At 41.9% G+C, this 15,655-nt stretch carries 14 protein-coding genes; 5 read left to right on the top strand and 9 right to left on the bottom strand.

The annotated features are described in order from the left end of the window. Window positions 1-173: 173 nt before the first annotated feature. From KTE19_RS10100 to KTE19_RS10090, 3 genes are all read right to left on the bottom strand, one after another. Complete coding sequence (locus KTE19_RS10100; protein WP_217342213.1) at window positions 174-620, bottom strand: hypothetical protein; 447 nt, start codon at window positions 618-620, stop codon at window positions 174-176. Window positions 621-1,023: 403 nt separating this feature from the next. Beyond that, window positions 1,024-1,791, bottom strand: a complete 768-nt coding sequence (sfsA, locus tag KTE19_RS10095) for a DNA/RNA nuclease SfsA (protein ID WP_217165174.1) — start codon at window positions 1,789-1,791, stop codon at window positions 1,024-1,026. Between the two features lie 6 nt (window positions 1,792-1,797). Further along, complete coding sequence (locus KTE19_RS10090) at window positions 1,798-2,358, bottom strand: TetR/AcrR family transcriptional regulator (RefSeq protein ID WP_217342212.1); 561 nt, start codon at window positions 2,356-2,358, stop codon at window positions 1,798-1,800. 185 nt (window positions 2,359-2,543) lie between these two features. On the opposite strand from KTE19_RS10090, the gene KTE19_RS10085 reads away from it, so the two are divergent. Both KTE19_RS10085 and KTE19_RS10080 read left to right on the top strand, forming a co-directional pair. Next, complete coding sequence (locus KTE19_RS10085) at window positions 2,544-4,292, top strand: MFS transporter (protein WP_217342211.1); 1,749 nt, start codon at window positions 2,544-2,546, stop codon at window positions 4,290-4,292. Window positions 4,293-4,368: 76 nt separating this feature from the next. Then, window positions 4,369-4,902 carry an HdeD family acid-resistance protein gene (locus KTE19_RS10080; protein WP_217342210.1) on the top strand — a complete coding sequence of 178 codons (534 nt, stop codon included), beginning with the start codon at window positions 4,369-4,371 and terminating at the stop codon, window positions 4,900-4,902. A gap of 754 nt (window positions 4,903-5,656) precedes the next feature. Here the strand turns inward: KTE19_RS10080 and KTE19_RS10075 are convergent. The 5 genes from KTE19_RS10075 to KTE19_RS10055 form a co-directional block, all read right to left on the bottom strand. Continuing rightward, a complete protein-coding gene (locus tag KTE19_RS10075) occupies window positions 5,657-6,805 on the bottom strand; it encodes a glycerate kinase family protein (protein WP_217165182.1) in 1,149 nt (382 codons plus the stop codon). A 95-nt stretch (window positions 6,806-6,900) separates the two neighbouring features. Continuing rightward, the gene (locus KTE19_RS10070; RefSeq protein WP_289427149.1) at window positions 6,901-8,199 is read right to left on the bottom strand and encodes a GntP family permease; all 1,299 of its coding nucleotides are present in this window, start codon (window positions 8,197-8,199) and stop codon (window positions 6,901-6,903) included. A 394-nt stretch (window positions 8,200-8,593) separates the two neighbouring features. Continuing rightward, a complete protein-coding gene (locus KTE19_RS10065) occupies window positions 8,594-9,418 on the bottom strand; it encodes a YitT family protein (protein WP_217165184.1) in 825 nt (274 codons plus the stop codon). A 177-nt stretch (window positions 9,419-9,595) separates the two neighbouring features. Next, window positions 9,596-10,780: an RNA-guided endonuclease InsQ/TnpB family protein gene (locus tag KTE19_RS10060; RefSeq protein ID WP_249778532.1), complete on the bottom strand. Its 1,185-nt coding sequence runs from the start codon at window positions 10,778-10,780 to the stop codon at window positions 9,596-9,598. Then, complete coding sequence (locus tag KTE19_RS10055; protein WP_217342209.1) at window positions 10,752-11,351, bottom strand: IS607 family transposase; 600 nt, start codon at window positions 11,349-11,351, stop codon at window positions 10,752-10,754. Before KTE19_RS10055 ends, KTE19_RS10060 begins: the two co-directional genes overlap by 29 nt. A gap of 299 nt (window positions 11,352-11,650) precedes the next feature. Between KTE19_RS10055 and KTE19_RS10050 the strand changes: the two genes are divergently transcribed. Beyond that, window positions 11,651-12,352 (top strand): ABC transporter ATP-binding protein, encoded by a 702-nt coding sequence (locus KTE19_RS10050; protein WP_217165380.1) that lies wholly within the window; start codon window positions 11,651-11,653, stop codon window positions 12,350-12,352. 338 nt (window positions 12,353-12,690) lie between these two features. Here the strand turns inward: KTE19_RS10050 and KTE19_RS10045 are convergent, their stop codons facing one another. Then, a complete protein-coding gene (locus KTE19_RS10045; RefSeq protein WP_217165378.1) occupies window positions 12,691-12,924 on the bottom strand; it encodes a hypothetical protein in 234 nt (77 codons plus the stop codon). Between the two features lie 363 nt (window positions 12,925-13,287). Between KTE19_RS10045 and KTE19_RS10040 the strand changes: the two genes are divergently transcribed. Together KTE19_RS10040 and KTE19_RS10035 are read left to right on the top strand one after the other, a co-directional pair. Beyond that, a complete protein-coding gene (locus tag KTE19_RS10040; RefSeq protein WP_249778528.1) occupies window positions 13,288-14,349 on the top strand; it encodes a YdcF family protein in 1,062 nt (353 codons plus the stop codon). Window positions 14,350-14,562: 213 nt separating this feature from the next. Beyond that, complete coding sequence (locus KTE19_RS10035) at window positions 14,563-15,477, top strand: VanZ family protein (protein ID WP_249778527.1); 915 nt, start codon at window positions 14,563-14,565, stop codon at window positions 15,475-15,477. Window positions 15,478-15,655 lie beyond the last annotated feature (178 nt).

Here is a 15,655-nt window from a genome sequence, read left to right as displayed (position 1 = left end):
ATAAAACCCCTTGAATTAGATTTCTCCAATTCAAGGGGTTCAGTTCATTTTGGAATGATCGCATTTTTTCGTTAAATGGCAGAGATCTGCCGTTTGTCGCAGCTTTCTACAATATAAAAGTGGTGATCAAAGTTGTCATTACAAACTGAAAATGACTAATGTCCCACCCTCGTTTATTTAAACAATTCCCTATTAACGACTCGATAGCGTGCCGTCACCGAATTATGGTTAAAGAACCGGTCGACAATTCGCACGTCCTCCGGTTCGCCCACCCAACAATAGTGGCAGAGATGATCAATTTGAATTTGTTTCGCCAACATTTTGAAGCCAGGAACTTCAAACGTCTTAACCATCTCATTCATTTTTTCCGGATATGTTAGTGTGTAGCCGGCATGGGTGACAATACAGGTTAAATCCCATTCGGGCTTTGAGTAAATGGTCGCGCCACCCAGCTCTTTAAAGACATGAAATCCTAACCGTTTCAAAACTGGGACGACGTCGATTGCCAACCGATTGCCGTCAGCTGGTGCAACTGCGGCTTCCTTGATGAGCGGAATGACATCATTTTCTGTTCTACCTTGAAATAAGTTGATTAACTTTTGTTCTGATGCGTGAGCCATTATGAATTCCTTCCATTTCTACATAATTGATTTGATTTTTCGGATTAGTTACCGCTTTCATTATATAACGGATTAGGCTGGTTTTCGAATTAGATTAAGAGCCTCGTTTCAAGTATTGGCTGAATTATACGTTCTACAAACTAGCAGAAAGAGTTTTTGAAATTAATAACTAGCAAAACGGCGTTACAACATCGATCACTCATGACAGATGTTGTAACGCCTATTTATACCGTTCAGCCAAAATGATTGCCCTGATTTTTTTGCACAGAAAGAAGCTGGTGAAGGCTCGCCAACGTTTCCTGCCGTCAATGAGTTTTCTGAATTTGATGTGAATAAATATAATGACTGGCTAGCAACGCTCGATTAAATGATTTTCAAATTGTTTCCTTTAAAGGAACTACCATCAACTATCGGCTAGATTCCCTCTTAGACCAATCGACGATGGCAGCCCATCACTGACAAATTGCTGATTAAGATCAAAGGGAACCGGCTGATTTAACGTTAATTCACCTGGTTGGACATTGCAGTCATAGGCCACCACGTGAACGCCCTTTTTCTGAGCCCGACCAATTTCCAATGCTAGTGGTTCAAAAATAGCCCGCTCAATCGTGACAACTTTGATCTTTTCCATTTGGATGACAAACAATAAATAGGCCAGATAACCATCGTTAATTGCCCGCTCCAAAGTTTGCACGTGCTTCAACCCCCGAGTGGTTGGGGCATCTGGGAAGGCGGCAATCCCTTGATTGGCTAAGGTAACGCCTTTAACTTCAAGAAAGAACGGACAATTGCCAGCCGCCATCCCAGAAAAATCCAATCGTGAATCCAAATAAGTGACTTCTGGCGTAACGCTGGTGATTCGCTTAATATCAGGCAATTGAATATCATTGCTTTCAAGGCCTATTTTAACCAACTTATTGGGTGCTTGAGAATCAATATTAATCCATTCCAGGTCATATTTCTTGGCGGCCACCAAATCATACTGAGTTTTTCGAGCAGGGTTATGATTCTCAACTAACGCAACTGTCACTCCTGGCTGCAGAATGGTTGTCCGGCCAGTATTTTTAACATGGGCGACCACAACTTCACCGGTGGTTGCCAAACGACAATGGGAAATAAATCGATTTGGCCGATCGATGAAGCGAGCTAGGTGTGTATTCGGATATTTCATTATCTACTACTCCTCGTAGTTCATTTTTTTCAATGCGATTAATAAGGTATGGGCAACCTCTTTGGGGGAATCTGGATTCTCTTCAATTAACCACATATTCAAGATGTTCCAGAACCCACCAAATGAAAAGCTCATGACGTAGGAAATTTCCCGTTTAGTTCCTTCAATATGCCAGGGAGCTTGAAAAACGTCGTAAAGTTTCGTTGCTTGCGGACTTAATTTGGCCAGCAGAACCATAAATAAGTTCTGCTTAATTAACAGTCGAATTTCATTTCGCTGTTCATACCAAAACGAAAAGAAAGTTGTTAATACCTGCTCAAAATCCATATTAGCCCTTGATAAATTGGTTAACCTTGCCAAGTAGGCGTGAATCATTCGATTGCCATAATCGTCCAGTAGGTCCTCTTTGTCCTTAAACGAACGATAAAAAGTTCGCCGGGATAATTGGGCCTGCTCTGAGATATCTTTAACGGTAATTTCCCCATATGGTTGCCTTTTCAATAATTCAAAAAAAGCAGTTGTGAGCCATTCTTTTGATTGTTTCGCAATTCTTTGCTTACCGTTCATTCGTCTTCTCCTGTCACAGATTTTGAGTTTTGTAGCACTTTGTCAAATACCCTAGTGTTTTCGTATCAATGCCAGTATACTAAAAACCAGGTTGAATGTCACACGTGTGAACATAAGCTACTTGTGTGACAAATTATATTTGCGCAAATATAATTGCCTATTCAATTCAGGAGGCAATTATAACAATGAATAAAATTAAATATGTATTACCAGTATTATTAATCGGTAACCTCTTGTGTATGATGGATGTTTCCATTATGACAATCGTGCTGCCCGAAATTCAAACCGCTTTTAATGAAAGTCTGACAAATTTATCTTGGACGTTAAACGTTTATACAATCGTTTTTGCTTCATTTATCATCCCATTTGGTCGACTTGCGGAAAAGTTTGGTCGCAATAAGTTTGTCTTTACCGGCTTGATTATCTTCGCTGGCGGCTCCTTATTGTCTGGTATTTCCACCAATCTTTCTTTCATGTTAGTTGCCCGAGGAATCCAAAGTATCGGTGCCGCCATGATCATCCCGACCAGTATGGTCATCGGCCTCGAACTCAGTAACCAACAAAATCGCAATAAGATTGTGGCGGCTTTGGCGGGTGTTCAAGGACTGGCGGTCGCCTTAGGACCAAGTATCGGCGGCTTTGTAGCTCAATATTGGGGCTGGCGTTGGGTTTTCTTCATCAATGTGCCATTGATCGTCATCGATTTGATTGTTTTTCCAATGGTCCTATCACTGCGCCACGAGCAAACCCAATCAGCACCAATTGATTGGACTGGTGCCTTGTTAAGTGTTGTCATGTTATTTTCGCTTTCACTTGGTTTGATCAAAGGAAACACATGGGGCTGGGACTCGCCAATCATTTTAGGCTTATTTGCAACTGCATTTGTCTCACTTCCACTCTTTATCTTATTGGAACGCAAACTAAAGCTGCCAATGATTAACATGAATTTATTTCACAGCCGAAATTTCAATGGTGCCAGCATCTCACTAGTACTCTGTAATTTCTTCTTAGGCGGTATGGCAGTCCTCATCCCAACTTTTCTAACCAGGGTACATGGGCAAAGTGAACTCGGGGCTGCATTACTCATTACCCCTTATTCAGTGGCCGTGATGTTCTCGGTTATCATCACGTCATTATTAGTCAAGAAAATCAATAATAAATTGCTGATTGGCTTAGGGTTTACACTAATTGGGATTAGTTATTATTTACTCGCCAATATGGATTTAAGTCAAAATTACAATCAGCTGATCATCGCCGCAATTTTGCTCGGGGTTGGTTATGGCCTAGTTGCTGCCACTGCCAACATTCTCGCAGTCGCCGACTTCCATGGCTCAATTTTAACGGCCTCGCAAAGTGTCGCTAACGTCTTACGTCAAGTGGGAATGGTCCTGGCGATTGCAGTCTTTATGACTGTCTTATCAACTAACATTGATACAGCTAAGCAACGAACGCTAAACTATGGTGAGTCACAAATTAGCATGCTCAATTCTACAGCAGCCCTGAAATCAAAATTGCAACGTAAAATTCATTCAAAGCTCAATCCCAACAGTACTAACGTCACAAAAGTAAAGGGGAGCTTGAAATTCAAAGGTGCCAAAATATCACAGGCTAAGCGGTCGGCCCTTATTAGTCAAAGTAACGGTCATGAATTAGCGCTAATCGCTACAAAGGAAAAGTTACCGGTAAAAGCAATTCCGGCCAAACTGAAATCACAAGTTTTAAAGAATGTCTCGGCCACAGTTAACCAAACGATTACTAGAAAAGAAAATGACTTGGATCACCAGTTAAAAACGCTCATTGCTCGGATTAAACAGCAATTGAAGGCTCATTTAAACCACGCTTTCCTAAGTGTTTATGCCAACTTAATTTGGTTACCATTTCTGTCCCTGCTTGTGATTCCAATATTCGATTTTAAGACCCACCAAAAAATCTGATAACCTGTTACTAATTACTGTTGTTTTGATCACATTTCTCGTATCATGAAGACAGTAATAAGTTGGGGGAGATCGTATGTACTCATTTATCAATCAAATTAGAAATTATGTTTGGCTCAAAAGTTTGGCTTATATCATTTTTGGCCTACTGTTCCTGTTTGAACCACATGAAACTTTGAACATTTTTATTATCATATTAGCAGTCTTTTTCGCGGTGTTTGGCATTATCAACTTGATCTCTGGCTGGTGGCAGCGATCCCACGATGATATCACCAGCTACAGCCTGACAGTGGGCGTCTCGCAACTAATTATCGCCTTGATCATTTGGATATTTGCGAAACCATTGCTTGCCTTTTTGCCATTTATTGTTGGCCTGACGCTGGTTATCATGGGCATCTCCAAAACAGTTGACGGCATTCAACAGCATCGTGAATACGTGAATGTTTCGCCTTTTCCGAATAGCCTGTATGGGATTTTGTTGGTCTTAGTGGGCATCATGCTGATGTTTAACCCATTCGGCACTGTGTTGGTGGTTCTCCAATTCTTCGGGGCAACCTTAGTGGTCATGTCGATCCTGGATATCGTGATGGCTTGGCGTTGGAGCCGGTAATGAATCACATTTACCTAATAAATAAAGCAAACGTCACTTCTGTTATAAATAGATAACGGAGGTGACGTTTCTTTATGCATTTCCAACTTTTTTGTTTTGCTCTTAACGTAGTAGGTGAGAATCCAACTTTAAGACTTGGAATCCTATAGAATAATCCGGCCACAATTAATCTGATGTTTGAATACTCTCAAGTTATGCCAAAAATGGACATTGTTTACTATTTCACAATAGTTTATAATGAGAGGGTGGAGATTTAGGTATCCAGCTAATCGCACTTTGAATCTTGCTGTACTGCATACACTTATCATATTCAGCTTTAAAGCGGGGGTCCTATAGTCTCAAAGTTCTGAGGGAACTTGTTCGAATCAACTATCCGCGCTGATGGTTAGCAATATTTAACGCGGGAGTTCAATTAAATCAATCATCGTACATTGAGTTGAAATAATCGACTTTCACTCAAACGGCGGCCTGATCGGGATCTCCAACCACCGAAATACCACTTAGCTGGTCGATTACGACCAGATTAATTGCAGGTCTGACCCACGATCTGACATGATTTGATTGAAACTATTGATAATCATTTTCAATGCGGTAGATAGTTGAACATATTAGCGTGATTAGCACAACTGTCCACACAAAAAGGCGGCCTTTTATCAAAAGGCCGTCTTTTTATTGTCAGATTTTTACTTTTGTACGATGATTTAGTTTTATTGTTGTTTCACGTGTAACATCCATTCAATTAGTGAACGATTGACTACTTCGCCAACGTCTTCTTAATCAACCTTGCAATATTTTCCGTCACCTGAGCAACATCGTGGGTTGCAGTATCCAAGGCATCCTGCAAGGTTTTAACCCCCGCCACGCTGGTAAAAATTGCGTCGATTGATTTATCAGCATACAGTTCATTGATGCCATCCCCGACACTGCCGGCAATCACTACAACGGGTGCTTGAGGCGCCACCTGTTTAGTTGCTAAGGCGACGCCATATGGGGTTTTACCGAATTTGGTTTGGAAATCAATCCCGCCTTCACCGGTGAAGACAAAATCCGCCCCTTGAGCTTTTTCTTTAAGGCCACTATATTCAACCACAATGTCCACGCCTTTTTCCATCGTGGAATTCGTAAATGCCAACAGACCTGCCCCTAAACCACCAGCAGCACCAGCACCAGGATAATTGGCCAAATCCTTATCAAGGTCTCGCTGAATAATAGCTGCATAATGTCGCAGATTGTGATCAAGTATTTTCACCATCTCTGGGGTGGCACCCTTTTGCGGTCCAAACACGGCAGAAGCCCCATTATCACCAACTAATGGGTTGGTCACATCAGAAGCAATCAAAATTTCTAAATTTTTAATCCGTGGGTCAACTTTTGTCGTGTCAATTCTTGCCAGCTGATCAAGGCTGCCACCGCCGACTTCAATCTCATTATCTTGTTGATCAAGCAGACGAACCCCAATCGCTTGGGCCATGCCAGCGCCGCCATCATTGGTTGCACTGCCGCCAATCCCTAAAATCAACTTAGTGATTCCATGGTCGAGCGCCTTTAAAATTAATTCTCCAGTTCCAAAAGTCGTTGCAATTAACGGATTGTGAGTCTTCTCATCAACAAATTGAATCCCACTGGCTTGGGACATTTCGATGACCCCGGTCTTGCCGTCACCAAGAATGCCAAATTTGGCATCAACTTGATTTTTCAATGGCCCAGTCACTTTTTCCGTAAACAGCTTGCCGTGAGTAGCATCAACTAAGGATTGAACGGTTCCCTCACCACCATCAGCCATTGGCACCAGCGTGTAATCTGCATTGGGATACACGCGGGCAAGGCCGGTTTTCATTGCTTCAGCAGCTTGTTTAGCAGTTAAGCCGCCCTTAAATGAATCAGGTGCGATCACAAATTTCATACTTTTCCTCCTGCAAGTTCTTAAACTCATTCATCTAAAGCTGGTTCTTCCTGAATCAGAATGACCTCGTCAAAACTGCTTGTATGTCAGCAGTTTTAGAAGAAGCCATACATCACCGTTGCGACAATCGTCATTGAAAGTCCAACCATTGATTCGTATACGATCGAACGAGAACGTTCTTTGATTTCCATGTGCATCGCGTTAGCCGTAACGTGGAAATAATTTCCATGTGGTAAATGATCAATCACCGTCGCTCCGGTGTGAACCATTGCTGCGGCGGCCAGTGGACTCACTCCGAAGCCGAGAATTGCTTTACTAAATGAGCCAGTTGCCAGGATAACCCCAGTTGAAGTCGAGGCGGCTGCTGCGGCCATTAGGATTCCTGAAATTGGGGCAAGAAAGACACCCGAAACGTGACTCACCTTAATCAGGCTGATAATCTCGGTTGGTAAACTAGATGACGTAATCAAGGCACCAATCATTCCGGCACCCAACAGAATCATTACCACGTCAGTCATTCGAGTAATTCCTGATTGGGCGTATGACTTGAGATGCGTCCCCTTTTTCATTGCCAAGGCGCCGATAATTGCGGCGATCGGTAGGACGTACATCGCATCCAAGTTTAATTTTGTTAAAAAGCCAACGTGAAAAATGGAGCCAATTGGATTGAGCAAAAGTAAAATAATTGCCAGAACTGGTGTAACCAACGAAGATCCCAAGGATGGCAGATCTTTGACATTGGTCTCTTGAGTCAGATTTGCCAAATCGGTGTCCAAGACTTTAGATCCCTTGTTTCGTAATAGTGAGGCAACCAAGACCGCCACAATCAAACCAACGACTGCTGGAATAAAGTCGGCAATCATCACTTGGCTTAATTCCAAGCCAAAGCCCTTTGCCGCAGCAATCGTATTGGGATTAGGTGAAATCACATTTCCAGCCTTTCCACCACCAGATAGAGCGACTAACAAGGCCAGCTTTGAAATGTGCATCCGTTCACCAACTTCAAGCGCAATTGGGGCAACGATTAAAACTGCAACTGGGATGAAGACACCCACCCCAGTAATCACCATTGTCGCAAAGGCAAGACTGAATAGTGCCAGTCGATCGCCAAGCTTATTAACGATCGCCCGAGCAATCGTATCCGCGGCACCGGATTCCATCATGACGCCAGCCAGCATCCCTGCAGCAATAACTCGCAGGATCGTCCCAATGACACTTTGAGAGCCTTGAATGAGGACATTAATTGTCTGAACAAGATTATCGCCACCAATCAGACAGCCGATAATGGCCCCTAACATCAATGAATAAACCGGATTGAGCTTCCATAAAATCAAAATAATTGCAAGGGCTAAGCCTAGTAAAGCTGCCCACCAAGGTAAAATTAACGTTCCCACTATTTATGCCTCCTAAGAAATAAAGATTATATACCAATGAACCGCTTTTTTGGAAGTCACCCCCTTAATTGGTATATTAATAGTATCCACAGGAAAATGCAGAAACTATACCGATAGTATACACGATTATGTAAGCGAATTCACGTGACTTTTTAAGAATCTTTCTAACGCCCTCACCACTGAATGAAAGCATTATGTCTCTTGACGTTTGCTCACAATTTATCATTCTAGCACATTATGATCAATTAGTGAGTTATCTTGAAAATATTTTTCAAGATAACAAATGACATCTCCCCATCATAATCCAAATACTAAAACAAGCTAAGATCACTTCCAGTTAGAGGTTGATGCACAACCAACTCAAACTAGACGTCATCTTAGCTTATTTATTGAATCATAAAAGTTTCCCCAGAGCCTCACCTTTGACGCTATGAACATTATCCACTACTACGAAAGCTTCAGGATCCACGCTTGACACCAATGGCACAATTTGAGCCACTTGTTTATCCGTGCAAATCACGTAAATCATCGGTCGCTTTTCTTGATGGTAATACCCTTTGGCCTTAATCAACGTCATTCCCTGGTGAAGAACGGCTGACAACTCTGCGGTCACTTCATCAGTCTGGGCCGAAATAATTGTCACCGCCTTACGGGCACCAAATCTCGCCAGGAGCTTGTTCAGCACAATGGCTGAAACGGACAACTCAATAATGGTCAAAAGCATATTTTGAAAACCGATAATTAATCCGGAAGGAATCGCGACCAACAAATCAAACATCAGCATCGCCGAGCCGTTTTGCATGCCAAAGTAGCGATTAACAATTTTGGCGAGAATGGTACTGCCGGCAATGGTTCCTTCACCGCGAAAAATGATCCCCATCGCGATTCCCATCAAGACACCGCCAGCAATCGCCGGGATCAGGGTTTGATTTGTATGATAGTTCAACAACGGTGGTAATTTTAAGAAAATCGAAATCCATAGCACTGCCCAAAGTGAATACCACACCGTGTGTTTTTCCAGATACCGAAACCCGACCAGCATCAAAATACCGTTCAAAACAAAGTTTGTATAAGCTGGGGAAATATGTAATGCGTAATATCCAATTGTTGTCAAACCGGTCACGCCACCCTCACCAATTTGATGAGGAATTAAAAAATCGTTGATAGCAATCGCATAAATCAATGCGCCAATCATGATCTGGAGACCATTTTTCACCATCTGCCTTGTCCTTAACTTAATCGAACCCACCTGCTACTGAAAATATACCTGAATGTATATCCAGATTTTTCTTGCTTCATCCTATCCCACCTCGACACAAGCTCTCTACTATGGTTGATATGATAGTCCACAAGCGTAAATTCCCGGCTAGCCACCGGTACATTCTTCGTCGCCTGGTTAGTAGGCTAAAACAAAGTTGTCAGTATCTCTAATATTCAACGCAGCATTAATATCGCGATCGGTCACGTTGCCACAATTAGGGCATCTATAAATGCGTTCACTCAATGATAAATTAACTTTTTTGTATCCACATTGGTGACATATCTTTGATGTGGGCTCAAAGCGATTCACGAGATGGACCGCGATTCCCAATTGTTGGCACTTGTTAATCAGCTTAGTTCTGAAATTATAGAACCCTTGTTGGTTAACTGCTTTGGCTAAATGGCGATTTTTGATCATGCCTTTAACATTCAAATCCTCAATTGACACCCAATTCGGTTTGGTTCTCACCAAGTTAGCGACAATTTGATTTTGATAATCGGCTTGAATGTTGTGTAGTCGTTGATACAGACGTTGCACTTTCCGCTCTGTTTTGGCTAGGTTAAGATCAGTAGCAGATCTTCCTTCTTTCATTTTGCGAGCTTTATATGCAATATACTGACGGGATAATTTTCGTTGTGTGCGTCTTAATCGTTTTCGAATTCGTTTAACTTGACGATCCTTGTTCCGGTTGCGATAAATAGTGCCATCATCGATAACGGCAAATTCTTTAACCCCGAGATCAATCCCAATTGGATCACCTAACAAGAGTTCATGGAGTTGTTCTGGTTGTTCAACCAAACACGTTAGATAATAACGCCCAGATTGTTCTTTAATCCGGCCAGATTTAATCACGTAATGCTCAAAGTCCGTTGGTAAATAACCATCTTCTTTGAACCGCACCCAACCGAGTTTTGGGAGTTTAATGCGGTGACGTTCACAAGCAATAACTTGTTTGGCACCGTTTTTTACGAAATAATAGGACCCTTGATGTCGTTTATATGATCGCCACTTAGGATACTCACTTTGGTGTTTAAAGAAACGTTTCATCGCTGTATCGGCATCAATAAACGCTTGTTTAGTTGATTTTGCATAGTAATCTTTGATCCATAAATCATCTGGGTTAATGGGTAAATACTCATTGTTGAACCACTTGGAGAATTCATATGCTCCCATATACCAATAGCCATCTTGGTAGCGTTGTTGATTCATTTCTAAGAAAAAATTGTAGGCCCAGCGACTGACGCCAATGTGACGATCAATTAGATAGGTTTGTTCCTTGGTCGGTTTAATTTCAATTTTGTAAGTGATTAACGTCATCATCGTCACTCACTTTCTTTTGGTATTTTCGCAGTCCGTAAACACGGCTGGAAAATACATGAATAATTGAAATTAAATCCTGAACAACTTCGGCTTCGGGGGATAGTTGCTCATTATTGACCACCACAATTTCGGTGCCAAATTTTGCACAAAACTGTTGGAACCAATCAAAGCCAAACCGGGTAAAGCGATCTGGATAGGCAATATAGATTTGGTTGACTTTGGATTGCATCACTTCATCAAGCAATTGGTTCCACTTTTTGCGCTTATAATTTAGGCCACTCCCGACGTCAGTGATTACTTGATCAACGATGATCCCTTTTGCATTTACATATTGTCTAAGAAACTTAACCTGATCGCGTAAATCATCCTTCTGCGCTGCGGTTGATACCCGAGCATAAATAACATTTTGGCGGTTGGCTGTAGGTTTTCCAATTGCTTTTAAATAATCGGCCTCAGTATAATAACGACGGTTCGTGACGGTGCGTTTAGCGGGGAGTTTTCCTTGACGATCCCATTTTTGCAAGGTCTTAACCGATACCCCTATACGTTCAGCCAATTCTTTTGGTTTCATGTATACTCACCTCGTATATATTATATCATATAAAAACATATTAGAGTATATTGTTAATAATAGTTTTCACGCTCCCTAACAATTTCATTATATCTCACTTACCGAATGAGCATTCCTAACCACAATCCGAAAACTATCACATTTCACAGGCATTATGACCTCCTCCTCGATGAAAACTTATTTCATCAGTATAACGGAATTGGCAAAAGCTTTCAGCCAACTTTATTTCAGAAGTAGTTGTCTTTCATTTCAAAAACAGGCTATAGTTACTGTATAGAAATAAGGCAGGAGGAACTAGAATGGCATACATTGACGTCAAACACGTTTCAAAAATTTACGGCAGTGGTGAGCAAGAAGTGCGGGCAAACGATGATATTAACTTCAAAATTGCTAAGGGTGAGTTGACGATTATCGTTGGGGCATCAGGGGCCGGCAAATCCACCTTACTCAATATCTTAGGTGGCATGGACACGCCAACTAAAGGCCAGATCATTGTCAATGGCAAAGATATTTCAACGGATACCAGTAAGCAATTAACAACCTATCGCCGCCACTCAATTGGCTTTGTCTTTCAATTCTATAACCTGATCCCGAATTTAACGGCGCTGGAAAATGTTGAACTGGCCTCACAGATTTCTCCAGACGCATTAGATGTTGCCGAAGTGATGCAGGAAGTTGGCCTCGGCAAACGAATGAATAATTTTCCAGCTCAACTCTCCGGCGGTGAACAACAACGGGTTGCCATTGCCCGGGCTATCGCCAAGAACCCCGAATTATTACTGTGTGATGAACCCACTGGCGCCCTTGATTACAAAACCGGCAAAAGTATTTTGAAATTGTTACAGGATTTTAGCCATCAAACTGACAAAAACGTCATCATTGTGACCCATAATGGCATGATTAAGCCAATGGCCGACCATATCATTGAAATTGGTGACGGTCAGGTTAAACAAGATAAGCTAAATGATCAGCCGAAACCGGTTGAAGAAATTGAGTGGTAGTGACTACCTTTGAAAGCAGGATTAGTGTTGAGCCAGACGTGTTAACAATCTAACATTTCCCAAACCAAAAGAAACGGCTAAAACAAATCTGGATTTGCCTTAGCCGTTTCAGAGGATGAATAATTACAAATGGCGGTAACCCCCACGTGCAGCTATGGGGGTTACCAAGTTTTTGGCCTACGATCGTCCTCAAACCAATGACAGCTTGCGATGCTCAATCGTAAACCAAGGACAAAACCGATAAGCTGGTGACTTCATCTGAACATGCAAGCTGAAGTCATCGACATTGATGAACTTATATATGACTGCATTGTTCAATGCGATAATATATAAATTTATCAACCAACGAGAATCTTGTAACGTTCCGGACCGTCAATCGTGTGAACCTCGACCTCCAAGCCGTTTGGCAACTGAACACCCTCATACCAGAAACTATGATGAGCGTGAGCCGAAAATTTAAAGACATATCGATAACTGTGGTTCTCTCGCTCGATATGCAGATAACCTTCGCGGCCATCCGACAGCTTGACGTCTTGATCCTTGTTAACTGGTCGGACGTAAATCTTGGTCATGAAATCACCTCCTTTCACGTCCACCTGTATAATAGTTGGAATTGCTCAAAAAAACAATCAAAATTATTGATTTACGGTTTTTAATGGGCCAACAATTATAAATTACTGAAGCAGCGACGGACCCTGGTCTATTTCAGCCCAGGTCTTATTTTTGGCTAGGGATCATGACCATTACCATTAAGGGTCAAATTCCTGTATAATTGTCAACATAAGTGTCATCCTACGCAATTAGGATGACTTTTTAAGTTAAGCCGCCTCATTGATCTGATGACACTCACACCAGGTCACTGCTTTATGACGACCTTTAAAATTCTTTGCTTAACCACTATCACTGAAATATAATAACGGAAAGGGGTGTTTGCCTTGGCTGTCGTACTAATTCCTACTCTGATCATTTTCCTGATCCTCACGGGAACGTTATGTACATATTTAATTCGTAATCGAAACACATCCATGCTGGGGTGGTTAGCCAACTTTTCACTTTTGGCTCTGCTGGTCTTACTTGTCCAGCTCATCTCAGTCTTTAATAACCAAGCCTTGGGAATCATTTTTGGCTTATTGGTTGCTTTGATTGGGGCCATTGTTTTTGTGGGGTTAGTTCTGAGCTTTATTTTTTTATTTTGGAATGCCATTATCGTTTGGAAACGTGAGGGTCACAGCCTCAGCAGCTCATTGACCTTAATTGTGGGTATCGGGGTTGTCTTAGCCGATATTTTACTCTTCTTCAACCCAATTCACGCTCCTGAACCAATTCAATTAGGTGTGATGTCGTTTTTAACCTATGTCATCTTTTATGTGTTGCTCACCGTCTGGAATACTATCACCTCAATGTTGCTGTATCATTGGTATTTTCCCAAAAAAGATAAGGACTACATTATTGTTCTAGGAAGTGGTCTAATTGATGGCTACAAAGTTGGTCGCCTACTGGGCAATCGCATCAACACAGCAATTGACTTCTATCACACTCAACTCCAGACAACTCATAAACGCGCCAAGCTGATCTTTTCCGGAGGCCAAGGGGCTGATGAAAAGCTCCCTGAAGGAAAAGCCATGCAGCAATATGCCATCGATCATGGTATCCCTGAAGCTGACACCCTCGTTGAGGATCGATCGGTCAACACCAAACAGAATATGCAATTTTCTGAACAAGTCATTAGAAATGATGGCGGCTCTGACGCCAGTAAGAAAGTTTTTGTCACCAACAACTACCACACTCTACGGGCGGGCATTCTCGCTCACCAATTAAAAATTGCGGCTTACGGGTTGGGTGCTCCAACACCACTTTATTTCCTGCCCAACGCTGTCATTCGTGAGTACCTTGCGCTGTTCGTGATGCACAAGAAATTCCACATAACCGTATTGGTTCTAATACTCGCCTTGTCAATCACGTTGGCCATCGGCGCATTGGTCGTTCCAAACCATTAATCATTCAACATCAACTGAGGAGAACTTCATGTCACAATATATCAACGTTATTTACACCGCTGCCATTTTTTCCCAATCATCGCCTTGATGATTACCTTGCCAATTCTACTGTTTAACTATCATCGTTACGGGGCATTACCAAAATGGAATATTTTTATTCTTTACACATTTGTATTCTATATGCTTTGTGCTTATTTTTTGACGATTCTACCCTTGCCATCAAAAAGTTTTGTGGCTCATTTGACCACCCCGACTCACAATTTTATTCCTTTTACATTTGTGACTTACTTTTTGAAATATAATCCCTTTTCTTTGACCCATCCAAGCACTTGGATTGCTGCTCTGAAGGCGCCAACGGTGATCCAACCGGCCTTCAACCTGCTGTTAACCCTGCCGTTTGGCTTTTATCTCCGGTATTACTTTAATCGTAATTGGAAGCAAATCGTCCTGTTAAGCTTTTGTCTATCACTATTTTATGAATTAACCCAATTTTCCGGCTTATACGGAATTTACCCACGGCCCTATCGACTATTCGATGTCGATGATTTAATGTTGAATACCCTCGGTGGCTTTCTGGGTGGTAGTCTGGCCATCTGGTTAGGGCGCTTCCTACCGAATAAACAGAAGGTGGAAAAATCAGCCGTTGCTAGAAGTCAAAATATTTCGGTCATTCGCCGGGGAACCGCGTTGACAGTAGATTGGATCATTATTTACATCCTGAGTGACATTTTAACCATCTTTCTCAAGCCCCACTGGCTAATCACCTTCATCGTGGGCGCAATTTATATCTTTGGATCTGAAGTTACCCATCAAAAAACGCTTGGCATGCGGATCGTTGGCATGCGACTCACCAATCGATTTGGCCAAGATGCCACCTGGCTACAAATTATCCTGCGAAATATTATCGCCTATGGGATTATCGGTGGCACCTTTGGCATCCAAGGACGCCTGCTGGATATGACAGCATATGCGCCAGTTTCACAATTAGTCACCATTCAAAAAGCTGTCTTGGCCCTCTCATTTATCCTCCTTTTAATTTTGGTTGACTTATTAATTGATACATTTTCACAAAAGCACCGGCTCTTCTTTGAGCGCTTGAGTGGTACAGATACAAAGATTGGTCGCTAAAATATTGCTATCCAAATTAAGTGTCTGGAAGATTAGGCTGCAGATTGTGTATAAATGTAACTTGGTTTTCTCACCTATATTGATAAAACTTGCGACAAACGTAAGCACTAAATAACTGGACGTCTACTTCGTAGACGTCTTTTTGAGTACCATAGAATTATTAATTAAGTATGAGGTG

Source organism: Lentilactobacillus dabitei, from assembly GCF_019061365.1.
GTDB classification, from domain to species: domain Bacteria; phylum Bacillota; class Bacilli; order Lactobacillales; family Lactobacillaceae; genus Lentilactobacillus; species Lentilactobacillus dabitei.
Note: the sequence above shows the minus strand (reverse complement) of the source record. Positions and strands in the feature narration are given on the sequence as shown.